The sequence below is a fragment of the Vibrio rotiferianus genome, assembly GCF_002214395.1.
GTDB classification, from domain to species: domain Bacteria; phylum Pseudomonadota; class Gammaproteobacteria; order Enterobacterales; family Vibrionaceae; genus Vibrio; species Vibrio rotiferianus.
The window spans coordinates 1,521,917-1,538,655 of the sequence record NZ_CP018311.1 but is presented as its reverse complement, the minus strand read 5'-3'; the positions used below and the strand labels follow the sequence as shown (position 1 = coordinate 1,538,655).

General features: G+C 44.0%; 11 protein-coding genes. 6 read left to right on the top strand and 5 right to left on the bottom strand.

Annotated features, from left to right (window positions below; all coding sequences use genetic code 11):
• Window positions 1-19 precede the first annotated feature (19 nt).
• From BSZ04_RS07240 to BSZ04_RS07220, 4 genes are all read left to right on the top strand, one after another.
• Window positions 20-2,134 carry an LruC domain-containing protein gene (locus tag BSZ04_RS07240; RefSeq protein WP_088880001.1) on the top strand — a complete coding sequence of 705 codons (2,115 nt, stop codon included), beginning with the start codon at window positions 20-22 and terminating at the stop codon, window positions 2,132-2,134.
• A gap of 11 nt (window positions 2,135-2,145) precedes the next feature.
• Complete coding sequence (locus BSZ04_RS07235) at window positions 2,146-2,577, top strand: hypothetical protein (RefSeq protein ID WP_088880000.1); 432 nt, start codon at window positions 2,146-2,148, stop codon at window positions 2,575-2,577.
• Window positions 2,578-3,034: 457 nt separating this feature from the next.
• Window positions 3,035-3,868 (top strand): sulfurtransferase, encoded by an 834-nt coding sequence (locus BSZ04_RS07225; protein WP_088879999.1) that lies wholly within the window; start codon window positions 3,035-3,037, stop codon window positions 3,866-3,868.
• Window positions 3,869-3,887: 19 nt separating this feature from the next.
• The gene (locus BSZ04_RS07220) at window positions 3,888-6,179 is read left to right on the top strand and encodes a bifunctional diguanylate cyclase/phosphodiesterase (protein WP_088879998.1); all 2,292 of its coding nucleotides are present in this window, start codon (window positions 3,888-3,890) and stop codon (window positions 6,177-6,179) included.
• Between the two features lie 29 nt (window positions 6,180-6,208).
• Here the strand turns inward: BSZ04_RS07220 and BSZ04_RS07215 are convergent, their stop codons facing one another.
• Together BSZ04_RS07215 and BSZ04_RS07210 are read right to left on the bottom strand one after the other, a co-directional pair.
• The gene (locus BSZ04_RS07215; RefSeq protein ID WP_088879997.1) at window positions 6,209-7,504 is read right to left on the bottom strand and encodes a glycoside hydrolase family 18 protein; all 1,296 of its coding nucleotides are present in this window, start codon (window positions 7,502-7,504) and stop codon (window positions 6,209-6,211) included.
• 126 nt (window positions 7,505-7,630) lie between these two features.
• Complete coding sequence (locus BSZ04_RS07210; RefSeq protein ID WP_010452549.1) at window positions 7,631-8,632, bottom strand: sugar-binding transcriptional regulator; 1,002 nt, start codon at window positions 8,630-8,632, stop codon at window positions 7,631-7,633.
• Window positions 8,633-9,097: 465 nt separating this feature from the next.
• Between BSZ04_RS07210 and tal the strand changes: the two genes are divergently transcribed.
• Window positions 9,098-10,048, top strand: a complete 951-nt coding sequence (gene tal / locus BSZ04_RS07195) for a transaldolase (protein ID WP_010452552.1) — start codon at window positions 9,098-9,100, stop codon at window positions 10,046-10,048.
• A 125-nt stretch (window positions 10,049-10,173) separates the two neighbouring features.
• A complete protein-coding gene (tkt, locus tag BSZ04_RS07190; RefSeq protein WP_010452553.1) occupies window positions 10,174-12,165 on the top strand; it encodes a transketolase in 1,992 nt (663 codons plus the stop codon).
• A gap of 116 nt (window positions 12,166-12,281) precedes the next feature.
• On the opposite strand, the gene BSZ04_RS07185 is transcribed toward tkt, so the two are convergent.
• The 3 genes from BSZ04_RS07185 to aroG all read right to left on the bottom strand — a co-directional run bounded on the left by BSZ04_RS07185 (window position 12,282) and on the right by aroG (window position 16,458).
• On the bottom strand, window positions 12,282-13,844 hold the full coding sequence (locus BSZ04_RS07185; RefSeq protein WP_088879996.1) for a methyl-accepting chemotaxis protein: 1,563 nt from the start codon (window positions 13,842-13,844) through the stop codon (window positions 12,282-12,284).
• A 195-nt stretch (window positions 13,845-14,039) separates the two neighbouring features.
• The gene (locus BSZ04_RS07180; RefSeq protein WP_162531036.1) at window positions 14,040-15,218 is read right to left on the bottom strand and encodes an MFS transporter; all 1,179 of its coding nucleotides are present in this window, start codon (window positions 15,216-15,218) and stop codon (window positions 14,040-14,042) included.
• Between the two features lie 187 nt (window positions 15,219-15,405).
• On the bottom strand, window positions 15,406-16,458 hold the full coding sequence (gene aroG / locus BSZ04_RS07175; RefSeq protein WP_088879994.1) for a 3-deoxy-7-phosphoheptulonate synthase AroG: 1,053 nt from the start codon (window positions 16,456-16,458) through the stop codon (window positions 15,406-15,408).
• Window positions 16,459-16,739 lie beyond the last annotated feature (281 nt).

Below are 16,739 nucleotides of genomic sequence, written 5' to 3'. Positions count from 1 at the left end.
ACCAATGAGAGGGTGAATTATGAAAAAGATGTCACTATTACTCGGGCCGCTACTGGCGAGTGCATACGCACAAGCCGCTCCGTTTGATACATGTCCAAGCAAGGCGTATCTTTTCCAATCAGCTCCAGTTCAAATCTATGGCGTCAACTTAGTGACAGGCTCAACGACTCTTTTAGAGGACGACACGGGGTTAGCTTCGGGCATTAACGGTGTGGGTTTTGACTTTACTGACCGTTACATTTATGGCTACGATACGACAAATAAGAAAATCGTTCGACTGGGTAAAGACTTTCAAGCTGAAACACTGAACGTTTCGGGTTTGCCTACAGACCATACCTTCTTTGTCGGAGACGTCTACAATCACGTTTACTACTTGTATCGCAAAGGTAAAGGCTTATTCTCTATCGATCTCTCCCCGCTTGACTCGGATCCAAACGCAACGCTAAGCGTCGAAAAAATCACATCAACGGCTAGTGTTACCCTAACAGACTTTGCTTTTCACCCAGGCGATGGCTCACTTTACGGCATTGATAATAATTCAGGTGTCCTGTATGAGTTCAATCCTAGCAACGGTAACGCAACAGCTATTGGTGATACCGGCGAAACAGGCACATTTGGCGCTGGTTACTTCGATGTGAACGGCAACTACTATGTTTCACGGAACCAAGACGGTAAGATCTACCGCATCGACTTATCTTCAGATAACTCAGCCAACATTGCTGCAGGTATTGTCCCTGCTGTTGAGTTTGTCTCTAACGGTCCAAGCTCAAACAAAAATGATGGTGCGCGTTGCGCGAATGCCCCTATTATTGATGAAGATGACCCCATTGATTTTGGCGATGCTCCCGATAGTTACAGTACAACGCTTGCTTCGAATGGCCCCCGCCACGAAGTAGACGGCGTAACTTGGTTGGGCCCTTTAGCGCCAGACGGCGACGCTGATGGTCAAGTCGCACCTTCAGGCGATAACAAGGTCGGCATTGCAGATGAAGATGGTGTGGGTTTTGTCTTCGCTCTTGATCCAGGCGTCGGATCTGTAGTGACAGTGAACGCGTCAACTTCCGGTTATTTGAACGCTTGGTTCGATTGGAATCGTGATGGTGACTTTGATGATGAAAACGAACATGTATTCACTGACCAGCTTCTATCACCAGGCAACAATGTCTTGCCATTTACTGTATCCATGACCGCCACTGCTGGTAACAGTTGGAGCCGTTTCCGCTTTAGCCAACAAACTGGGCTCAACTACGATGGAGGTTCGACATCTGGCGAGGTAGAAGATCATCCCATTACGATTACCAATAACGGTTACTCTATTCAGCATTTTCCAAGTGCAAGTGGCTACGCGACTGTTGCTTATGAAGATAACTGGCCGTATACCGCAGACTACGATATGAATGATCTCGTTATGAAATTTAATATCAAGGAAACCAGTTTAAGCGGCGAAGTAAAAAACATTAAGATTGTTGGGGATTTGGCTGCATATGGCGCAAGTTATAGCAACGGTTTTGCGTTTCGACTGCCAGGAATATCTAGAAGTGATATTAACTCATCCATCTCAACGCTCTCTTACAATGACGTTATTCAAGACAGTAACGGTTTGGAAAATGACGCCAGTGAAGCAATTTTTATTATTCACGAAAACTTAAGTGACTATGCTTCATCCAGTTGTAAGTTCTTCCGAACACAAGAAGGATGCAACGATAATACAACATTCTCGTTCACTTTAGATATCTACCTAAATGACGATGTGGATACCAGTAGCCTGCAGGCTATGCCGTATGACCCTTTCATATTCGCAACACCAAACACATATCACGGCGATGGGATTACTTTTCAGCCTGGGCGTAAGTGGGAAGTGCACCTCGCCGATCAAAGCCCTACAGAAAAGTTTGATGGAAACAACTTGTTCGGCATTGGCGTAGATGCTAGCAACCCTTCTACAGGTACCTACTTTAAAACAGCCAACAACCTCCCCTGGGCACTACTCATTGTAGAAAACTGGCAATGGCCTCTAGAAACCGTCGATCTTGTTGAAGCCTACCCCTCATTTGCAGGTTATGCAGAATCAGGAGGAACCCAATCAACAAGTTGGCATCAACTCCCTCAAGCAAGCAAATGTTATACGCCATAGGAGGCCGTAATATGAAACGTTATTTTGCTCTAAATACTATCCTATTACTTGCGGCATGTGGCGGCGGTGACAGTGGTGGTAGCTCAACACCACCGACTACGCCAACTCCTGTGAAGGCACCTACAATGCACGAACTTGAAGTGCCTGATGGATTTGACTATAGCCCAGTGGTTAAGGGGGCGTTAAGCGTAGACATTAGCAACTATTCGACTAAAAGAGCTCATTTAACTATCTACACAAACTTTAAGAGTGATGGTTCAGACCGCTATATAGCAGACTACAACAGTGTTATTGCATCTGCTTCACTCAACCAAGGAGCCACCAAACTTAGGTATTCAACATCAGATAGCCAAGGACAGTTATTAGTAGAAATTTGGTTGCTCGACCAAACTCAACCACTACAGAAAGTCATTACTAAAGAAGAAACAAACTGGGTACTTTAAATTGTTCAAATATTGAACTGGAGCGCATTATCTCTTTGATAGTGTGCTTTTTTTATTGTAAAACAAAGAGGTGTTAAAAAAGGCAAGGACGTAAATGGATAACGCAAAGGTATACATTTGTTCGTTTCTGGCATTGACCGTTGTATTGCTAGTGTTTTTACTGCTTAGCAAGTCAGAAAGTGAGCAAAGTATAGTAACGATGACGGTAGAAAGTAATACTTTGACGCAATCTCTCGACGGTCACAGGCGATACTTAGTTGTGCGATCCGAACAATATGGTCAGCAAAGAGTATCTGTACCACCATCCTCAGACTGCCCTGTAGGTGCCAATGCCTCATTCGAAGTAACGTCTACACTAATTTCTGCTACGCATTTCAAGTTTCTAAGCTGCCGATACGAATAGTTACGAATACATTCATATAATCTCACTGCCCCGTAAAAAAGATAGGTTCACAAAATGAGTAATCTGATTTCAGCAATACAACTTAAAGAGTTAATGGAAACCAGATCGGTAAAACTCCTAGATGCGAGCATCACATTCCAGATACCTTCAGAAGCACCAAAAATAACCGACCAATGGATAGCTGGCTCAATACGATTTGATTACGACCATGACTTTTGTGCACCCGATTCAGACCTACCTCATATGATGCCCAGCGTAACGGTATTTCAAAAAAAAGCTCGAGCGCTAGGGCTAAATAACAGCGATTGTATCGTTGTTTATGACAACTCAGGAACACTCGCGTCACCTCGAGCATGGTGGATGTTATCCGCGATGGGGGCAAAAAATGTATTAGTGTTGAACGGAGGTTTACCCGCTTGGATTGAAGCAGGGTTTGAAACCGTTGAAAAACTTAATGAACCGCAAGATGGTGGAAGTTTTCTGGCCAAAAACAACGCATCTGCATTTATCTCCGCTGCAGAGGTACTCAAATTTTCAACAGAGCAATCTGCCAATATTCTAGACGCGCGATCTAAAGCTCGTTTTTATGGGGAAGTGCCCGAACCAAGAGAAGGTTTACGTAGTGGTCACATACCACATTCAATAAATTTGCCGTTTGGTCGCCTACTCAATAATGGGGCTTTTAAACCGCTTGAAGATCTTAGAGATGCATATGCGGATTTAGATTTAGATGCTGATAAGCCACTGGTGTTCAGTTGTGGGTCTGGCGTAACTGCATGCATTCTATTGCTTGCTGCTCACGAAATAGAGTTTCGTAACCTCTCCATATACGATGGGTCTTGGACAGAATGGGGCGCAGACTCCTCACTACCAATTAAATGCGAATAAGATAACTAAGAAGTAATGTATGGCTGGAATTAAGAAAAATATTTGGACTCTTTACCTAATACTGCTAGCAGCCAGTATCGGATTATTCCTTTTATTTGGCCATTATCATTACGAATCAAATTTAAACAAGTACAAAGACAAGCAACTGCTCCAGCTTGAACTTTTTTCCAACTCTGTTGAATCGCTTTTAAAAGGGCAAGAATCATTACTTGAAGTTGTTGGGTACCAGCTTGTTAACCAAAATGATTTTACTCGCACAGCAGCACTTCAAATTCGCCCAATATTAGACAACTTATTGAATATTCACCCTGTAATCGCAGGGTTCGGCTTGGCAAACCCCAATGGTGACTTTCTTGCGGTTAGTTCAAACTTAAACCTATCCAAACTACATAACCTTAAGCAAGATCCTGTAACAAGAGATACATTTATTGAAGCTTTAGGCTCCGATAGAATGATTCTTGGCAGAACCTACTTTATGCCAGCACTTGACTCTATGGTTATTCCAATAAGAAAAGCCATTCGAGATAGCAGAGGTAATACACTTGCCGTCATGACGGCAGGATTAAAAATGAACTCCACACTGGTTTTTCGAAGTGATGTTCATGCCCATCAGCATAATCAAGTGAGCCTAATACGTGAGGACAGCTACCTCATGTTTACTTCTTCATCTGGAGCTTCTTACAGAAATTATCAACAACCAGTAACGACCTCGAACCAAAAAATTCTAAAATCTTTATTTGAAGAGGAGCTAGGCTTAACCCCGGAGCAAGTAAGAACATCTAATAAGACATACAATATCGTTAGCTCCCATCCAAAAGTAGACAAGCTCATTACACTAAAATATCTCCCGGACTACTCTTTATGGGCAATTTCGTCTACTAGCCTGAGTTATATTCAAAGCACATTTCTAGAGCAATTTTCGCTATATTTCTTAGTTTTCATCTTTATTCAAGCGGGCTTCTATGCGCTGGTTAAGTCCATTGCTAGCAATGAACTGGCGACTAGACAACAACTCTATTTTCAGGCGACTCACGACACATTAACAGCCCTGCCTAATAGAGAGTACTTGAGGGACAATATTCACAAATGGACAGACGGCAAAGCCGAGCCATTTGCTCTCTTATTTGTTGATATGGACAACTTCAAATCAGTTAACGATACGCATGGCCATGAGTTTGGCGATCTTGTTTTGAAGCAAATAGCCAGACGACTCAAACATTTTGACTCTCACAGGCGCCTAATCGTTCGAGAGGCCAGTGATGAGTTCATTATTTTGACCAAAGCGATAGATGAAGAGCAATTGAAACAATTTGCTCGCGAATTAATTATGACTTTATCGCAACCTTATGCCATTACAGACAACCAATTCTTGTTGAGTTGCAGCATCGGCGTTTCTCACTATCCTGAGCACGGTAAAGATTTAGACGCTCTATTGCTTTCTTCCGATATTGCCATGTACAAAGCGAAGCAAGAAAGAAACGCATACTGCCTTTTTAATGAAGAGATGCAGGCTCAACACCTAAGAAAAATGAGAATTGAGCAGCGCCTACGTATTGCGGTTGAGCATCGAGATATCTTTATGGCTTACCAACCACAACTTTGTAAACAAGGTAAAGTGTATGGAGCAGAAGCGTTAGTGCGCTGGATTGACCATGAATTAGGCTTTGTACCACCAAATGAGTTTATCCCAGTTGCCGAAAGCTCTGGGTTAATGGTTAGATTAGGCAGACTGATTCTAGAAAAAAGCATCGAAGATATCGCCAGCTTATACACAAATGTAGAGCAACCAATTCGCATATCGGTAAATATATCGGTCAAACAATTTCTACAAAGAGACTTTATTGAACACCTAGTATCAACACTTAATGCTCACAATGTATCTAGTCACGTTATAACGCTTGAGATTACAGAAAACTTATTTATTGAAGATCTAGATAAGTTTTCACCAATCTGTCAGCAATTACACCTGATGGGTTTCCAAATATCGCTTGACGACTTTGGTACAGGTTACTCCTCTTTGAGTATGCTTAAAGCCTTGCCAATTGATGAGCTGAAAATTGACAAAAGCTTCATCGACAACATTGAAACTGACGAGAAAGCCCTCAACATGGCAAAAAACATCATCGATATTGGCAAAAACTTTGGTATGACTGTACTCGCCGAAGGCGTCGAAACCTTAAAACAGCAAGAAAAACTAACCCAATGTGGATGCGATTTATATCAAGGGTATCTTTTTTCAAAACCAATACCAATTGATGAGTTAGAGAGCTATGTAATGCAAAACCAAAAAACAAAAGAAGCCACCATATAGGCGGCTTCTGCTCGGCTTTAAGTACTGCGCTAGTTTTGCATTTCCTTATACATTACTTCAACAAGCTCGCCTTTCGGGTCACCTGATAACTCCCACGTAAAGATACCGCCAAGATTAGTTTGCTTCGCCCAATCTGCTTTGGCTTTGATAGAACGTTTATCTTCAAATGAGATGAACACTTTCTTGTCTGGATTCCATAAGTAAGGGGCTTGAGACTGTTCATCGTACTTATATTGGTAACCTTGTTTTGCGCTGTAGTTCTTCATAAGGTCCCAGAACATGAAGTAGCCATTCTCACCAGTACCAAACTGTGCGCCTTGTTCAGAAACTAGGTCTTGCGTTGGTAGGTCACCAGAGAAATCTTTAGTTCCTTGCCAACCGCGACCATAAAACGCAGCGCCAATCACCAATTTTTCGCTCGGAATACCCAGCTCAATCATTTGATTAATGAACACGTCAGCGCCCATGCCCCACCAACTGCGGTCAGTCGCATGCAAGTTAGTGGTATGCCCTGTTTGTTGCCCCCAAGCACCAAGGAAGTCATACGTCATGGCAAACATATTGGTCAAGTAAGGCTGGGCGGCTTTCCAGTCAATGCCCGCGGCTTTTGGACCGACACCCACCGCTGTTGAAAGCTCATACTCGCGCTTGGTCTTTTTCGCTAGCGCATCTAGATCACCACGCATGGTTTTAACGAGGTAAGTGAAAGCGTCGCGCTCTAAAGCTTTCTGCTCATCCGTAAGCTTGGTATCTGGATTCCAAGGCGAAGTCGTTAAGCCGCCGCCACCTGGGTATTCCCAATCCAAATCTATACCATCAAAGAAATCGTACTTTGCAATCAACTCGACAGCCGTTTTAGAGAACTGATCCATTGCTTGCTGGTTTTTAGCCATCGCGTGGAAAGGCTCTGACATGGTCCAGCCACCAAAAGAAGGGAGAATTTTTAGATCAGGATGTTGCTTCTTAAGCTCGGCGAGTTGAGCGAAGTGCCCTTTATATGGCACATCAACAGAAACAGGACCAAAGTCTTTTTCTAGTGCCGCCTCGGTATCAACCAGAATCGCGCTATACGGTTCTTTACCTTCACACTGTTTTGCGACCAGTTTTTGTATGGTTTCTGACGCGCCAGTATGAGGACCACACATACTCAAAAACGCGTAGATAATATGAGTCAGGTTGTCAGCTGGAATGTCTTTTACCGTATATGGGTTATCTGCGTTAGCGTACTGCCAGTCAGCAAAATAGCCTGCCACGACTTTTTGCTCGGCTTGCGCCATGCCTGTTAACCCCGTAAATAGCGCAGCTGCGAGAAGTGTCTTTTTCATAGTTTCCTCCAGAGTAATTAACTACAAACTACTCCTGAGGATTATTTTTAACTTGGAAACGAAATCAGGCTGCGAGTCATTTATAAATCCTCGCAGCCGGATTACATAAGTTGCATATTATTTGTGCTAAATCTCTGATGTACTGTTGTCATGCATTTGCTCGTCCAAGTTCAGGACCGTTAGAGCGTTACTTACGCTGGTTGCAATCACGTCGATGGCTCCGGTTCTTAAAGCGCCTAATAACGCCAATGGCTTACTGTTTTCGGCCGCAATCGCAATTACTTCTGCAATAGGCCTAAACTCTTCAATACCTAAGCCGATTACTCGGTCACTCATCACTGTGTTCGCTACGCTACCGTGGATATCAAAGAAGTCGTAACCAGCAAAATCGCCGACAACGCCTTGCATCAAACGAGATTGAACCACTTCGTCTGGTGTGAACCAGCCAAGGTCAACCATGTAGCTGTTTTCACTCATGTCGCCGATACCAACAAGAGCGACATCCGCTTTGCGCGCCAAGTCTAGAGTCTGCTTAACGGTAGCGTTTTGCATAAAGGCGACCTTCTGCTCTCGGTTTTCAGCATAGGCAGGCGCGTATAGGGTTTCTGATGTGCCGCCGTATTTCTTGGCGAATTGTCGGCAAATGTGGTCCGCGTTGAACATACCGCCACGAGGGTGAATCCCGCCGATACCGCATACAAACTTACAATCGCGCGGCGTAATAACACCAATGTGGTGAGCTACAGAAGACACGTTACGCCCTTGCCCAACAGTTACCACCATGCCGTTTTTTAGGGTGCTAGTGAGGTAGTTAGAAACCAACCCAGAAACTTGTAAGCGTTGTGCTTCCTCGTTGGGTTGATCTAATGCCACCAACGCTCGTTTCACACCAAAGCGTTCGATGAGACGCTGCTCTATCTTGGCGCTGAACACTGGGTGGTACTTTACGGTAATTTCAACAATGCCTTCATCACGAGCTTGTTTAAGCATTCGCCCAACTTTGGCTCGTGATATGGAAAACTTTCTAGATATCTCTTCCTGTGTAGCACCATCTTGATAGTAGGCAACGGAAATCTCCGTTAATAAGTCCGTGCTTTCAATAGAAATATCTTGGTTTGAACTGCTCATGGTTTTTCTCGCCCTTTTAGAGGATCGACATTGTATGCATTAGTGAGCATCCGCTCATTGACTTAGCATATGTTCCTTTTCAATTTAACCGCTACATTTGCTCAGTGCAATGACATTTTCTCACGCTATGTTTTGATGTTTTTTGTTGGCGCTCAAGCCTTGAGCAATAAGGGCAAACGTTTATTTGGATTACAGTCTGAACGAACAGTAAAAAAACGTTGATGAAGTTCACTTAAAGTCAGTTTCGACGATTGACATTCGCACTAGATAAGATAAATATGGATTCATCATTTACTCAGCTACCGATCAAATGCTCATAGCAAATGTTCGGTGCCGAAATTTTCCGTAGTTGGCTGAGAAGATGTCTCGTTAATTATGATGAGACGATTAGCCGACACGCTTGCAAATGCACAAGTCGTGGTTATCAAAACCACACTTAAGCCCATTTATATAGGATGATCGATTATGAGCAACAAGTTAGAGCAACTTCGTAAACTAACAACAGTAGTAGCAGACACTGGTGAAATTGACGCTATCAAAAAATACCAACCAGAAGATGCAACAACGAACCCATCTCTTATCCTAAAAGCAGCTCAAATCGAAGAGTACGCACCTCTAATCGACGCTTCTATCGAATACGCAAAAGCGCAAAGCAGCGACAAAGCACAGCAAGTTCAAGACACTTGTGACATGCTTGCTGTAAACATCGGTAAAGAAATCCTAAAAACAATCCCAGGTCGTATCTCTACTGAAGTAGATGCTCGTCTATCTTACGACATGGAAGGCAGCGTAGCGAAAGCACGTCAATTAGTGAAAATGTACAACGATGCAGGCATCACTAACGACCGTATCCTTATTAAATTAGCTTCAACTTGGGAAGGTATCCGCGCAGCTGAGATCCTAGAAAAAGAAGGCATCAACTGTAACCTAACGCTTCTATTCTCATTCGCTCAGGCTCGTGCTTGTGCTGAAGCTGGCGTATTCCTAATTTCTCCATTCGTTGGTCGCATCATGGACTGGTACAAAGCGAAAGAAGGTCGTGACTTCGAAGCTCAAGAAGATCCAGGCGTACTATCAGTTACAACAATCTACAACTACTACAAAGAATACGGCTACAACACAGTAGTTATGGGAGCAAGCTTCCGTAACATCGGCGAGATCCTAGAACTTGCAGGTTGTGACCGTCTAACTATCGCTCCTGCTCTACTTGCAGAGCTAGAAGCAGCGGAAGGCGAAGTTGTTGAGAAACTGGTTGATTCTAAAGGCGCGAAAGAGCGTCCAGCAGCAATGACTCACGCTGAATTCCTATGGGATCACAACCAAGATGCAATGGCTGTTGAGAAACTGGCTGAAGGTATCCGTAACTTCGCTGTTGACCAAGGTAAACTAGAAGCAATGATCGAAGCTAAGCTTTAATTGCTTACCAAAAGCGAGTAGCCAGTCTACTCGCTTTTAGCATCAGCGTTTTACTCAAAAAATTCTATTTGAACTGGTTTCGACGAGTTCCCTCTATTTAAATCAAATATCGAGAAGTAAATACTATGGATCGTAAATATCTAGCTAATGCAATCCGTGCACTAAGCATGGACGGTGTTCAACAAGCTAACTCTGGTCACCCAGGTGCACCTATGGGTATGGCTGACATCGCTGAAGTTCTTTGGCGCTCTCACCTAAACCACAACCCATCAAACCCAGAGTGGGCTGACCGCGACCGTTTCGTACTGTCTAACGGCCACGGCTCTATGCTTATCTACTCTCTACTGCACCTTGCAGGCTACGAGCTATCTATCGACGATCTGAAGAACTTCCGTCAGCTTCACTCTAAGACTCCTGGTCACCCAGAGTACGGTTACGCACCTGGTATCGAGACAACAACAGGCCCTCTAGGTCAAGGCATCACTAACGCTGTTGGTATGGCAATGGCTGAGAAAGCACTAGCGGCTCAGTTCAACAAAGAAGGCCACGACATCGTTGACCACTTCACTTACGTGTTCATGGGTGACGGCTGTCTGATGGAAGGTATCTCGCACGAGGCATGTTCTCTTGCTGGTACACTAGGCCTTGGTAAACTGATCGCATTCTGGGATGACAACGGCATCTCTATCGACGGTCACGTTGAAGGTTGGTTCTCTGACGATACACCTAAGCGTTTTGAATCGTATGGCTGGCACGTAATCCCTGCTGTAGATGGTCACGATGCAGAAGCAATCAACGCTGCAATCGAAGCGGCAAAAGCAGATCCACGCCCTACTCTTATTTGTACTAAGACTATCATCGGTTTTGGTTCTCCAAACAAATCTGGTTCACACGACTGTCACGGTGCGCCACTAGGTGCTGAAGAAATTGCAGCAACACGTAAAGAACTAGGTTGGGAGCACGGTCCTTTTGAAATTCCGCAGGAAGTCTACGCAGAATGGTCAGCGAAAGAAGCAGGCGCAGCTAAGGAAGCAGCGTGGGACGAGAAATTTGCAGCTTATGAAGCAGCGCACCCTGAGCTGGCAGCTGAATTCAAACGCCGCGTAAACGGTGACCTACCTGCACAGTGGGAAGAGAAAGCAAACCAAATCATTGCTGACCTTCAAGCAAACCCAGCGAACATCGCATCACGTAAAGCATCTCAAAACGCACTAGAAGCGTTTGGTCAAATGCTTCCAGAGTTCATGGGCGGCTCAGCTGACCTAGCGCCTTCTAACCTGACTATGTGGTCTGGCTCTAAGTCTCTAGAAGCGAACGACTTCTCTGGTAACTACATCCACTACGGTGTACGTGAATTCGGTATGACAGCGATCATGAACGGTATCGCACTACACGGTGGTTTCGTTCCTTACGGCGCGACATTCCTAATGTTCATGGAATACGCACGTAACGCAATGCGTATGGCTGCTCTGATGAAAGTTCAGAACATCCAAGTTTACACGCACGACTCTATCGGTCTTGGCGAAGATGGTCCAACTCACCAACCAGTTGAGCAAATCGCGTCTCTACGTCTGACTCCAAACATGAGCACATGGCGTCCATGTGACCAAGTTGAGTCTGCGGTAGCTTGGAAACTAGCAATTGAACGTAAAGATGGTCCATCAGCACTTATCTTCTCTCGTCAAAACCTAGCACAACAAGAGCGTACTGCTGAACAAGTTGCAGACATCGCAAAAGGTGGTTACATCCTGAAAGACAGCGATGGTAAGCCTGAGCTAATCCTAATCGCGACTGGTTCAGAAGTTGAGCTAGCTGTGAAAGCGGCAGAACAACTAACCGCTGAAGGTAAGAAAGTACGCGTGGTTTCAATGCCAGCTACTGATACTTTCGACAAGCAAGACGCGGCTTACCGTGAATCTGTACTGCCTTCAGACGTGACTGCACGTGTTGCTGTAGAAGCAGGTATTGCAGACTTCTGGTACAAGTACGTTGGCTTCGAAGGTCGCATCATCGGTATGACAACATTCGGTGAATCTGCGCCAGCAGACCAATTGTTCGAAATGTTTGGTTTCACTGTAGAAAATGTAGTGAATACAGCAAAAGAAGTTCTAGCTTAACCGCTTAGTATTATCAGTTTTCTCTATTGCGAAATTGAAAACTGCAAAGCCCCGCTTAGGCGGGGCTTTATTTTATCTATCCATTTTCAACAATGATTCGCAAAACCAAATTGAATTCACTTTTCTTCAAACTGATTCGCAAGTCGATAAAAGTCTTGAACTTGCTCTTTCAACTGCTTACTGTTTTGCTCTACAGAATGCGTCGCCGCTAGGTTCTGCTCTGCTGTCGAGGCAATAGAATGAATGTGCTGATTCACGTCACTAGATAACTGCAACTGTTTATTGGCAGAGTCCGCGACATTAACCATCAAACCACTCATGGTTTGCATCATCTGCTCTACCTCAGACAAACGCAATGCGCTTTGCTCAGCGACATTTGAGCACGTGTCAGTTTGTTCTTTGTTGGCAATAATATCTTTCTGCCAGCCCTGAATCGTTGTCAACATGGTGTCGATGGATGCTTTAATTTGCTCAGTCGCATTTGAAGTACGCCCAGAAAGCGCTCTTACTTCATCAGCAACAACAGCAAAGCCACGACCTTGTTCACCCGCCCGCGCTGCTTCGATTGCAGCATTAAGCGCTAACAGGTTAGTTTGATCGGCTATCCCCCCAATCTCTTCCATTAATTGACTTACCTTTTGTGCTTGATCGCTCAATTGGTATGTCGTTTCGGTCGCTTTCTCAGCTTGTAAGCTAAGTTGAGCTAAGTTGGTATGGGTTTGGTCGATGGTCTCTTTCGCCATCAGGCATGACTGCAACGTATCATCTATCAATAGATGCGCATCGTTCGTGCTGGATGAAACCGAGTTTGCAGAAGCTTCCATCGACTCAGTCGCGTCTCGAACTTGCCTTATGTCTTTGTTCTGCTGAGTTAACGCCGCTGATACTTCTGCTGTGGTACTGTTAAGCTCTTCCGCACAGCTTTGCAATGGTAGCGCGGAATCGGTCATACGCCCTAGAACGGTACGGATGCGAGCTGAAAGCATCTTGATGTGAAAGTCGGCAATCGAGAATTGATTATTACCGGAATACACGAGGCGGCTAACACTATCGTATTGAGCTTGCAGATTTTTAAACTGTTGGGGTGTATCGATAAGCTCTTGGCGAAATAGTACAGCCAAAACGCTAGCAGGAAGCAATGTCGCAAGCCAAGCTAGTGGTCCTTCTAATGACAGAGCAAAGCTTGTTACGGGTGCAGCTAACGCCCCCAGAAGAATCGCATAGCGCAAGGTGTCATTTAACTTCAATGCCCACGCTCGACCAGATTTCTCTGCTTTTAGAAGCCCTTGGTACGCTTTAGAGGCAATATCTACCCACTCTCGCTTGGGCTTAACACGAACCGATTGATAGCCCACTACTTGGCGGCCTTCATAAATGGGCGTTACATAAGCATCAACCCAGTAGTAACCACCTGATTTGGTGCTGTTTTTTACAATTCCCCGCCACGCTTTTCCTTGTTTTAGGCGCGCCCACATATCACCAAATGCAGCTTTTGGCATATCTCCGTGACGAACGATATTGTGGTTTTGTCCGAGTAATTCATCGTGACTGTATTCAGCAATTCTGCAAAACGCGTCATTACAGTAAGTGATAACGCCTTTGAGATCCGTAGTGGAGACTAGTTCGTCAGAATCTCCTACGAGGGTTTCTTGAGCTTTATTGGAAAGAGTGGCTGACATATATAATTTTCTTTGAAATTTCTATTTTTGTGGCGAGATATATACACAAATATCAAACTTATTACAAAATATTAGAGAAAAAGTCTTAACCAAACGACACTTTTTACTCCGAACTGGTGACTTTTATTACAATCTTTCGCCAAAGATAAGCATATGAGCCAAATAACAAAAATATAACTTACTCAACAAGTGGCATTATTCGTTAATCGTCTCTTGTTGGGCTGTGTTTCTTTCCTTCGCTAAGAATATTGCCATCACCAGTAAAACAAAGGGCAATACATACAAGTTCAATTTCTGCCACCCTACCGTCGACTCCAACCAACCAGATAAAAGTGCGGTAATGGTGACGCAACTGAACACGAAAAACTCGTTGAACGCCTGTGCTTTACTCTTATTCTTTGCTTTATAACTCTGACTAAACAAGCTGGTTGCTGCAATGAACATAAAATTCCATCCAACCCCGAGTAAGATCAACGCCGCACTGAAATGCCAAATAGAAAGCCCATGCATATTAATCGCAATACAAGCAATAAACAGTACACCGCCAGCCAATATCATCTTCTTTGCACCAAACTTCTCAATCAAGCTGCCGGTAAAGAAAGCGGGAACAAACATCCCCAATACATGCCATTCAATAACCCCAGCAGCTCTTGTAAAATCAAAGCCACAGCCAATCATTGCTAGCGGTGTTGCCGTCATTAGTATATTCATTACGGCATAAGCAACCATCGCTGCTAACACTGCGATCATAAAGTTAGGGCGATAGATTATTTCTTTGAGAGTGTCGGGCTTTGCATGGACATTTTGAGCATGCGCTGGCGGAAATCGTATCGTTTGCAGCAATACTAATGCCGTGATGTACAAAACAATGAGTACCGCAAAAGCACTAATATAGAGTCCATCACTTGACCACTTTTGTGAGTAGACTGCAAGGTTTGGTCCTAATACTGCCGCTAATACCCCACCCGCCATTGAAATAGAAATTGCGCGGTGCCTCGCAGATTCATCACAAACTTCAATCGCTGCAAATCGATAGAGTGTGCCGAAGCCAATCCCTACTCCCAATAAAAAAGTAGAAGTACAAAACAAGGTGAAGTTCTCTAACGACAACGCATACATTGCCAATGATGCGCCAAGGATGCCAATAACGTTACCCAAGCTGAAACCTAAACGGCGGCCAAGTTTGCCCATAATTAAAGAAGCAGGAATAGTCGCAGACATCAATCCTAAAAACTGAAATGCGACAGGGAGCGTGATCATACTTGGAGAAGGCGCGATTTGTTTGCCGATAAGAGCAATGACGGAAATAAGAAGTATGTTCCCAGTCATTAATAAAGCTTGGCAAAGTGAGAGTAGCCAGACGTTTTTATTCATCTCAATCCTTGAGTATATTTTAATCTATTCAGACACCATAACGGATTTGAGATTAAAACACATCGGATATGTGCAACAGATTGGCCTATGTTATCGAGTCATTTCGGCTATCAATGGGATAAAACAATTTCGAGCACTAAAAAAGCCAGCTGAGTGCTGGCTTTTCAAGGATTTGAAACGCTTACGTTTACTTGGCGCGACGTGCTTTTACTGCATCGGATAGCTGACGTAGAACTGTTTCTGTATCTTCCCAGCCGATACATGCATCAGTAATCGATTGACCGTATGTTGCAGTTTTTCCATCAACCAAATCTTGGCGACCTTCAATCAGGTGAGATTCAATCATCACACCGAAGATTGCCTCTTCACCACCAGTAATCTGCTCCGATACGTCATCAGAAACCAGCATTTGACGCTTGAACTGCTTAGAGCTGTTCGCGTGGCTAAAGTCGATCATCACTTTCTTCGGTAGACCTGCAGCACCTAGCTCATCTTTGATTTGCGCTACATGAGATGCACTGTAGTTCGGCTCTTTACCACCACGTAGGATAATGTGACAGTCAGGGTTACCTGCCGTTTCGACAATCGCAGAGTGACCATACTTAGTAACAGATAAGAAGTGGTGAGATGCGCTTGCTGAACGGATTGCATCACTCGCGATCTTGATGTTGCCGTCTGTACCGTTTTTGAAGCCAACTGGGCAAGACAAACCTGACGCTAGCTCACGGTGTACCTGAGATTCAGTCGTACGTGCACCGATAGCACCCCAGCTAATAAGGTCCGCTACGTACTGTGGCGTGATCATATCTAAGAACTCACTTGCTGTAGGAAGCCCCATATCTGTTAGATCAAGTAACAGCTTACGACCAATTCGAAGACCATCATTCAGCTTGTAAGTGTCGTTTAGGTAAGGGTCATTAATGAGTCCTTTCCAACCTACTGTGGTACGCGGTTTTTCAAAGTAAACACGCATTACAACTTCCAGCTGCTCGCCGAGTTCATCACGAAGTACTTTCAGTTTTTTACCGTATTCCACCGCAGCGTCTGGATCATGAATCGAACATGGGCCGACAATCACGAGAAGACGGTCATCTTTTCCTTCAAGAATGTTATGAATAGCATTACGACATTCAAAAGTTGTTGTGGAAGCTGTTTCAGTTGCCGGAAATTTCTCTAGTACTGCTACAGGTGGCAATAACTCTTTTACTCTATTAATTCTTACATCATCAGTTTGAAACATTACTTCTACTTCCTAGTTACTATCCCTGTCCCACAAATTGGCGCCTACTTTACTCACTGCAACATCATTCACAACACGAGTAAAATTAAGGGTTGCGGGCACATTTACTTATATCGATAGCCTTAACTTATAGGCTTGCGACATTTGTTGCAAACACTTTTTGTCAAAAAAAGCAAATTAACAACTAACGTTCAAAACAAAACACACCGTAAAAAAATAATTACACCTCAAGGTAAAAATAATCTAATATTTTCAATCGAATGAAAAAAAAGCGTCTACAA

What these genes read in the sequence shown, in the direction of transcription:
- aroG (WP_088879994.1), bottom strand. Translation starts at nt 16,458, where the DNA reads ATGTTTCAAACTGATGATGTAAGAATTAATAGAGTAAAAGAGTTATTG.
- BSZ04_RS07180 (WP_162531036.1), bottom strand. Translation starts at nt 15,218, where the DNA reads ATGAATAAAAACGTCTGGCTACTCTCACTTTGCCAAGCTTTATTAATG.
- tal (WP_010452552.1), top strand. Translation starts at nt 9,098, where the DNA reads ATGAGCAACAAGTTAGAGCAACTTCGTAAACTAACAACAGTAGTAGCA.
- BSZ04_RS07220 (WP_088879998.1), top strand. Translation starts at nt 3,888, where the DNA reads ATGGCTGGAATTAAGAAAAATATTTGGACTCTTTACCTAATACTGCTA.
- BSZ04_RS07215 (WP_088879997.1), bottom strand. Translation starts at nt 7,504, where the DNA reads ATGAAAAAGACACTTCTCGCAGCTGCGCTATTTACGGGGTTAACAGGC.
- BSZ04_RS07240 (WP_088880001.1), top strand. Translation starts at nt 20, where the DNA reads ATGAAAAAGATGTCACTATTACTCGGGCCGCTACTGGCGAGTGCATAC.
- BSZ04_RS07185 (WP_088879996.1), bottom strand. Translation starts at nt 13,844, where the DNA reads ATGTCAGCCACTCTTTCCAATAAAGCTCAAGAAACCCTCGTAGGAGAT.
- BSZ04_RS07210 (WP_010452549.1), bottom strand. Translation starts at nt 8,632, where the DNA reads ATGAGCAGTTCAAACCAAGATATTTCTATTGAAAGCACGGACTTATTA.
- BSZ04_RS07225 (WP_088879999.1), top strand. Translation starts at nt 3,035, where the DNA reads ATGAGTAATCTGATTTCAGCAATACAACTTAAAGAGTTAATGGAAACC.
- BSZ04_RS07235 (WP_088880000.1), top strand. Translation starts at nt 2,146, where the DNA reads ATGAAACGTTATTTTGCTCTAAATACTATCCTATTACTTGCGGCATGT.
- tkt (WP_010452553.1), top strand. Translation starts at nt 10,174, where the DNA reads ATGGATCGTAAATATCTAGCTAATGCAATCCGTGCACTAAGCATGGAC.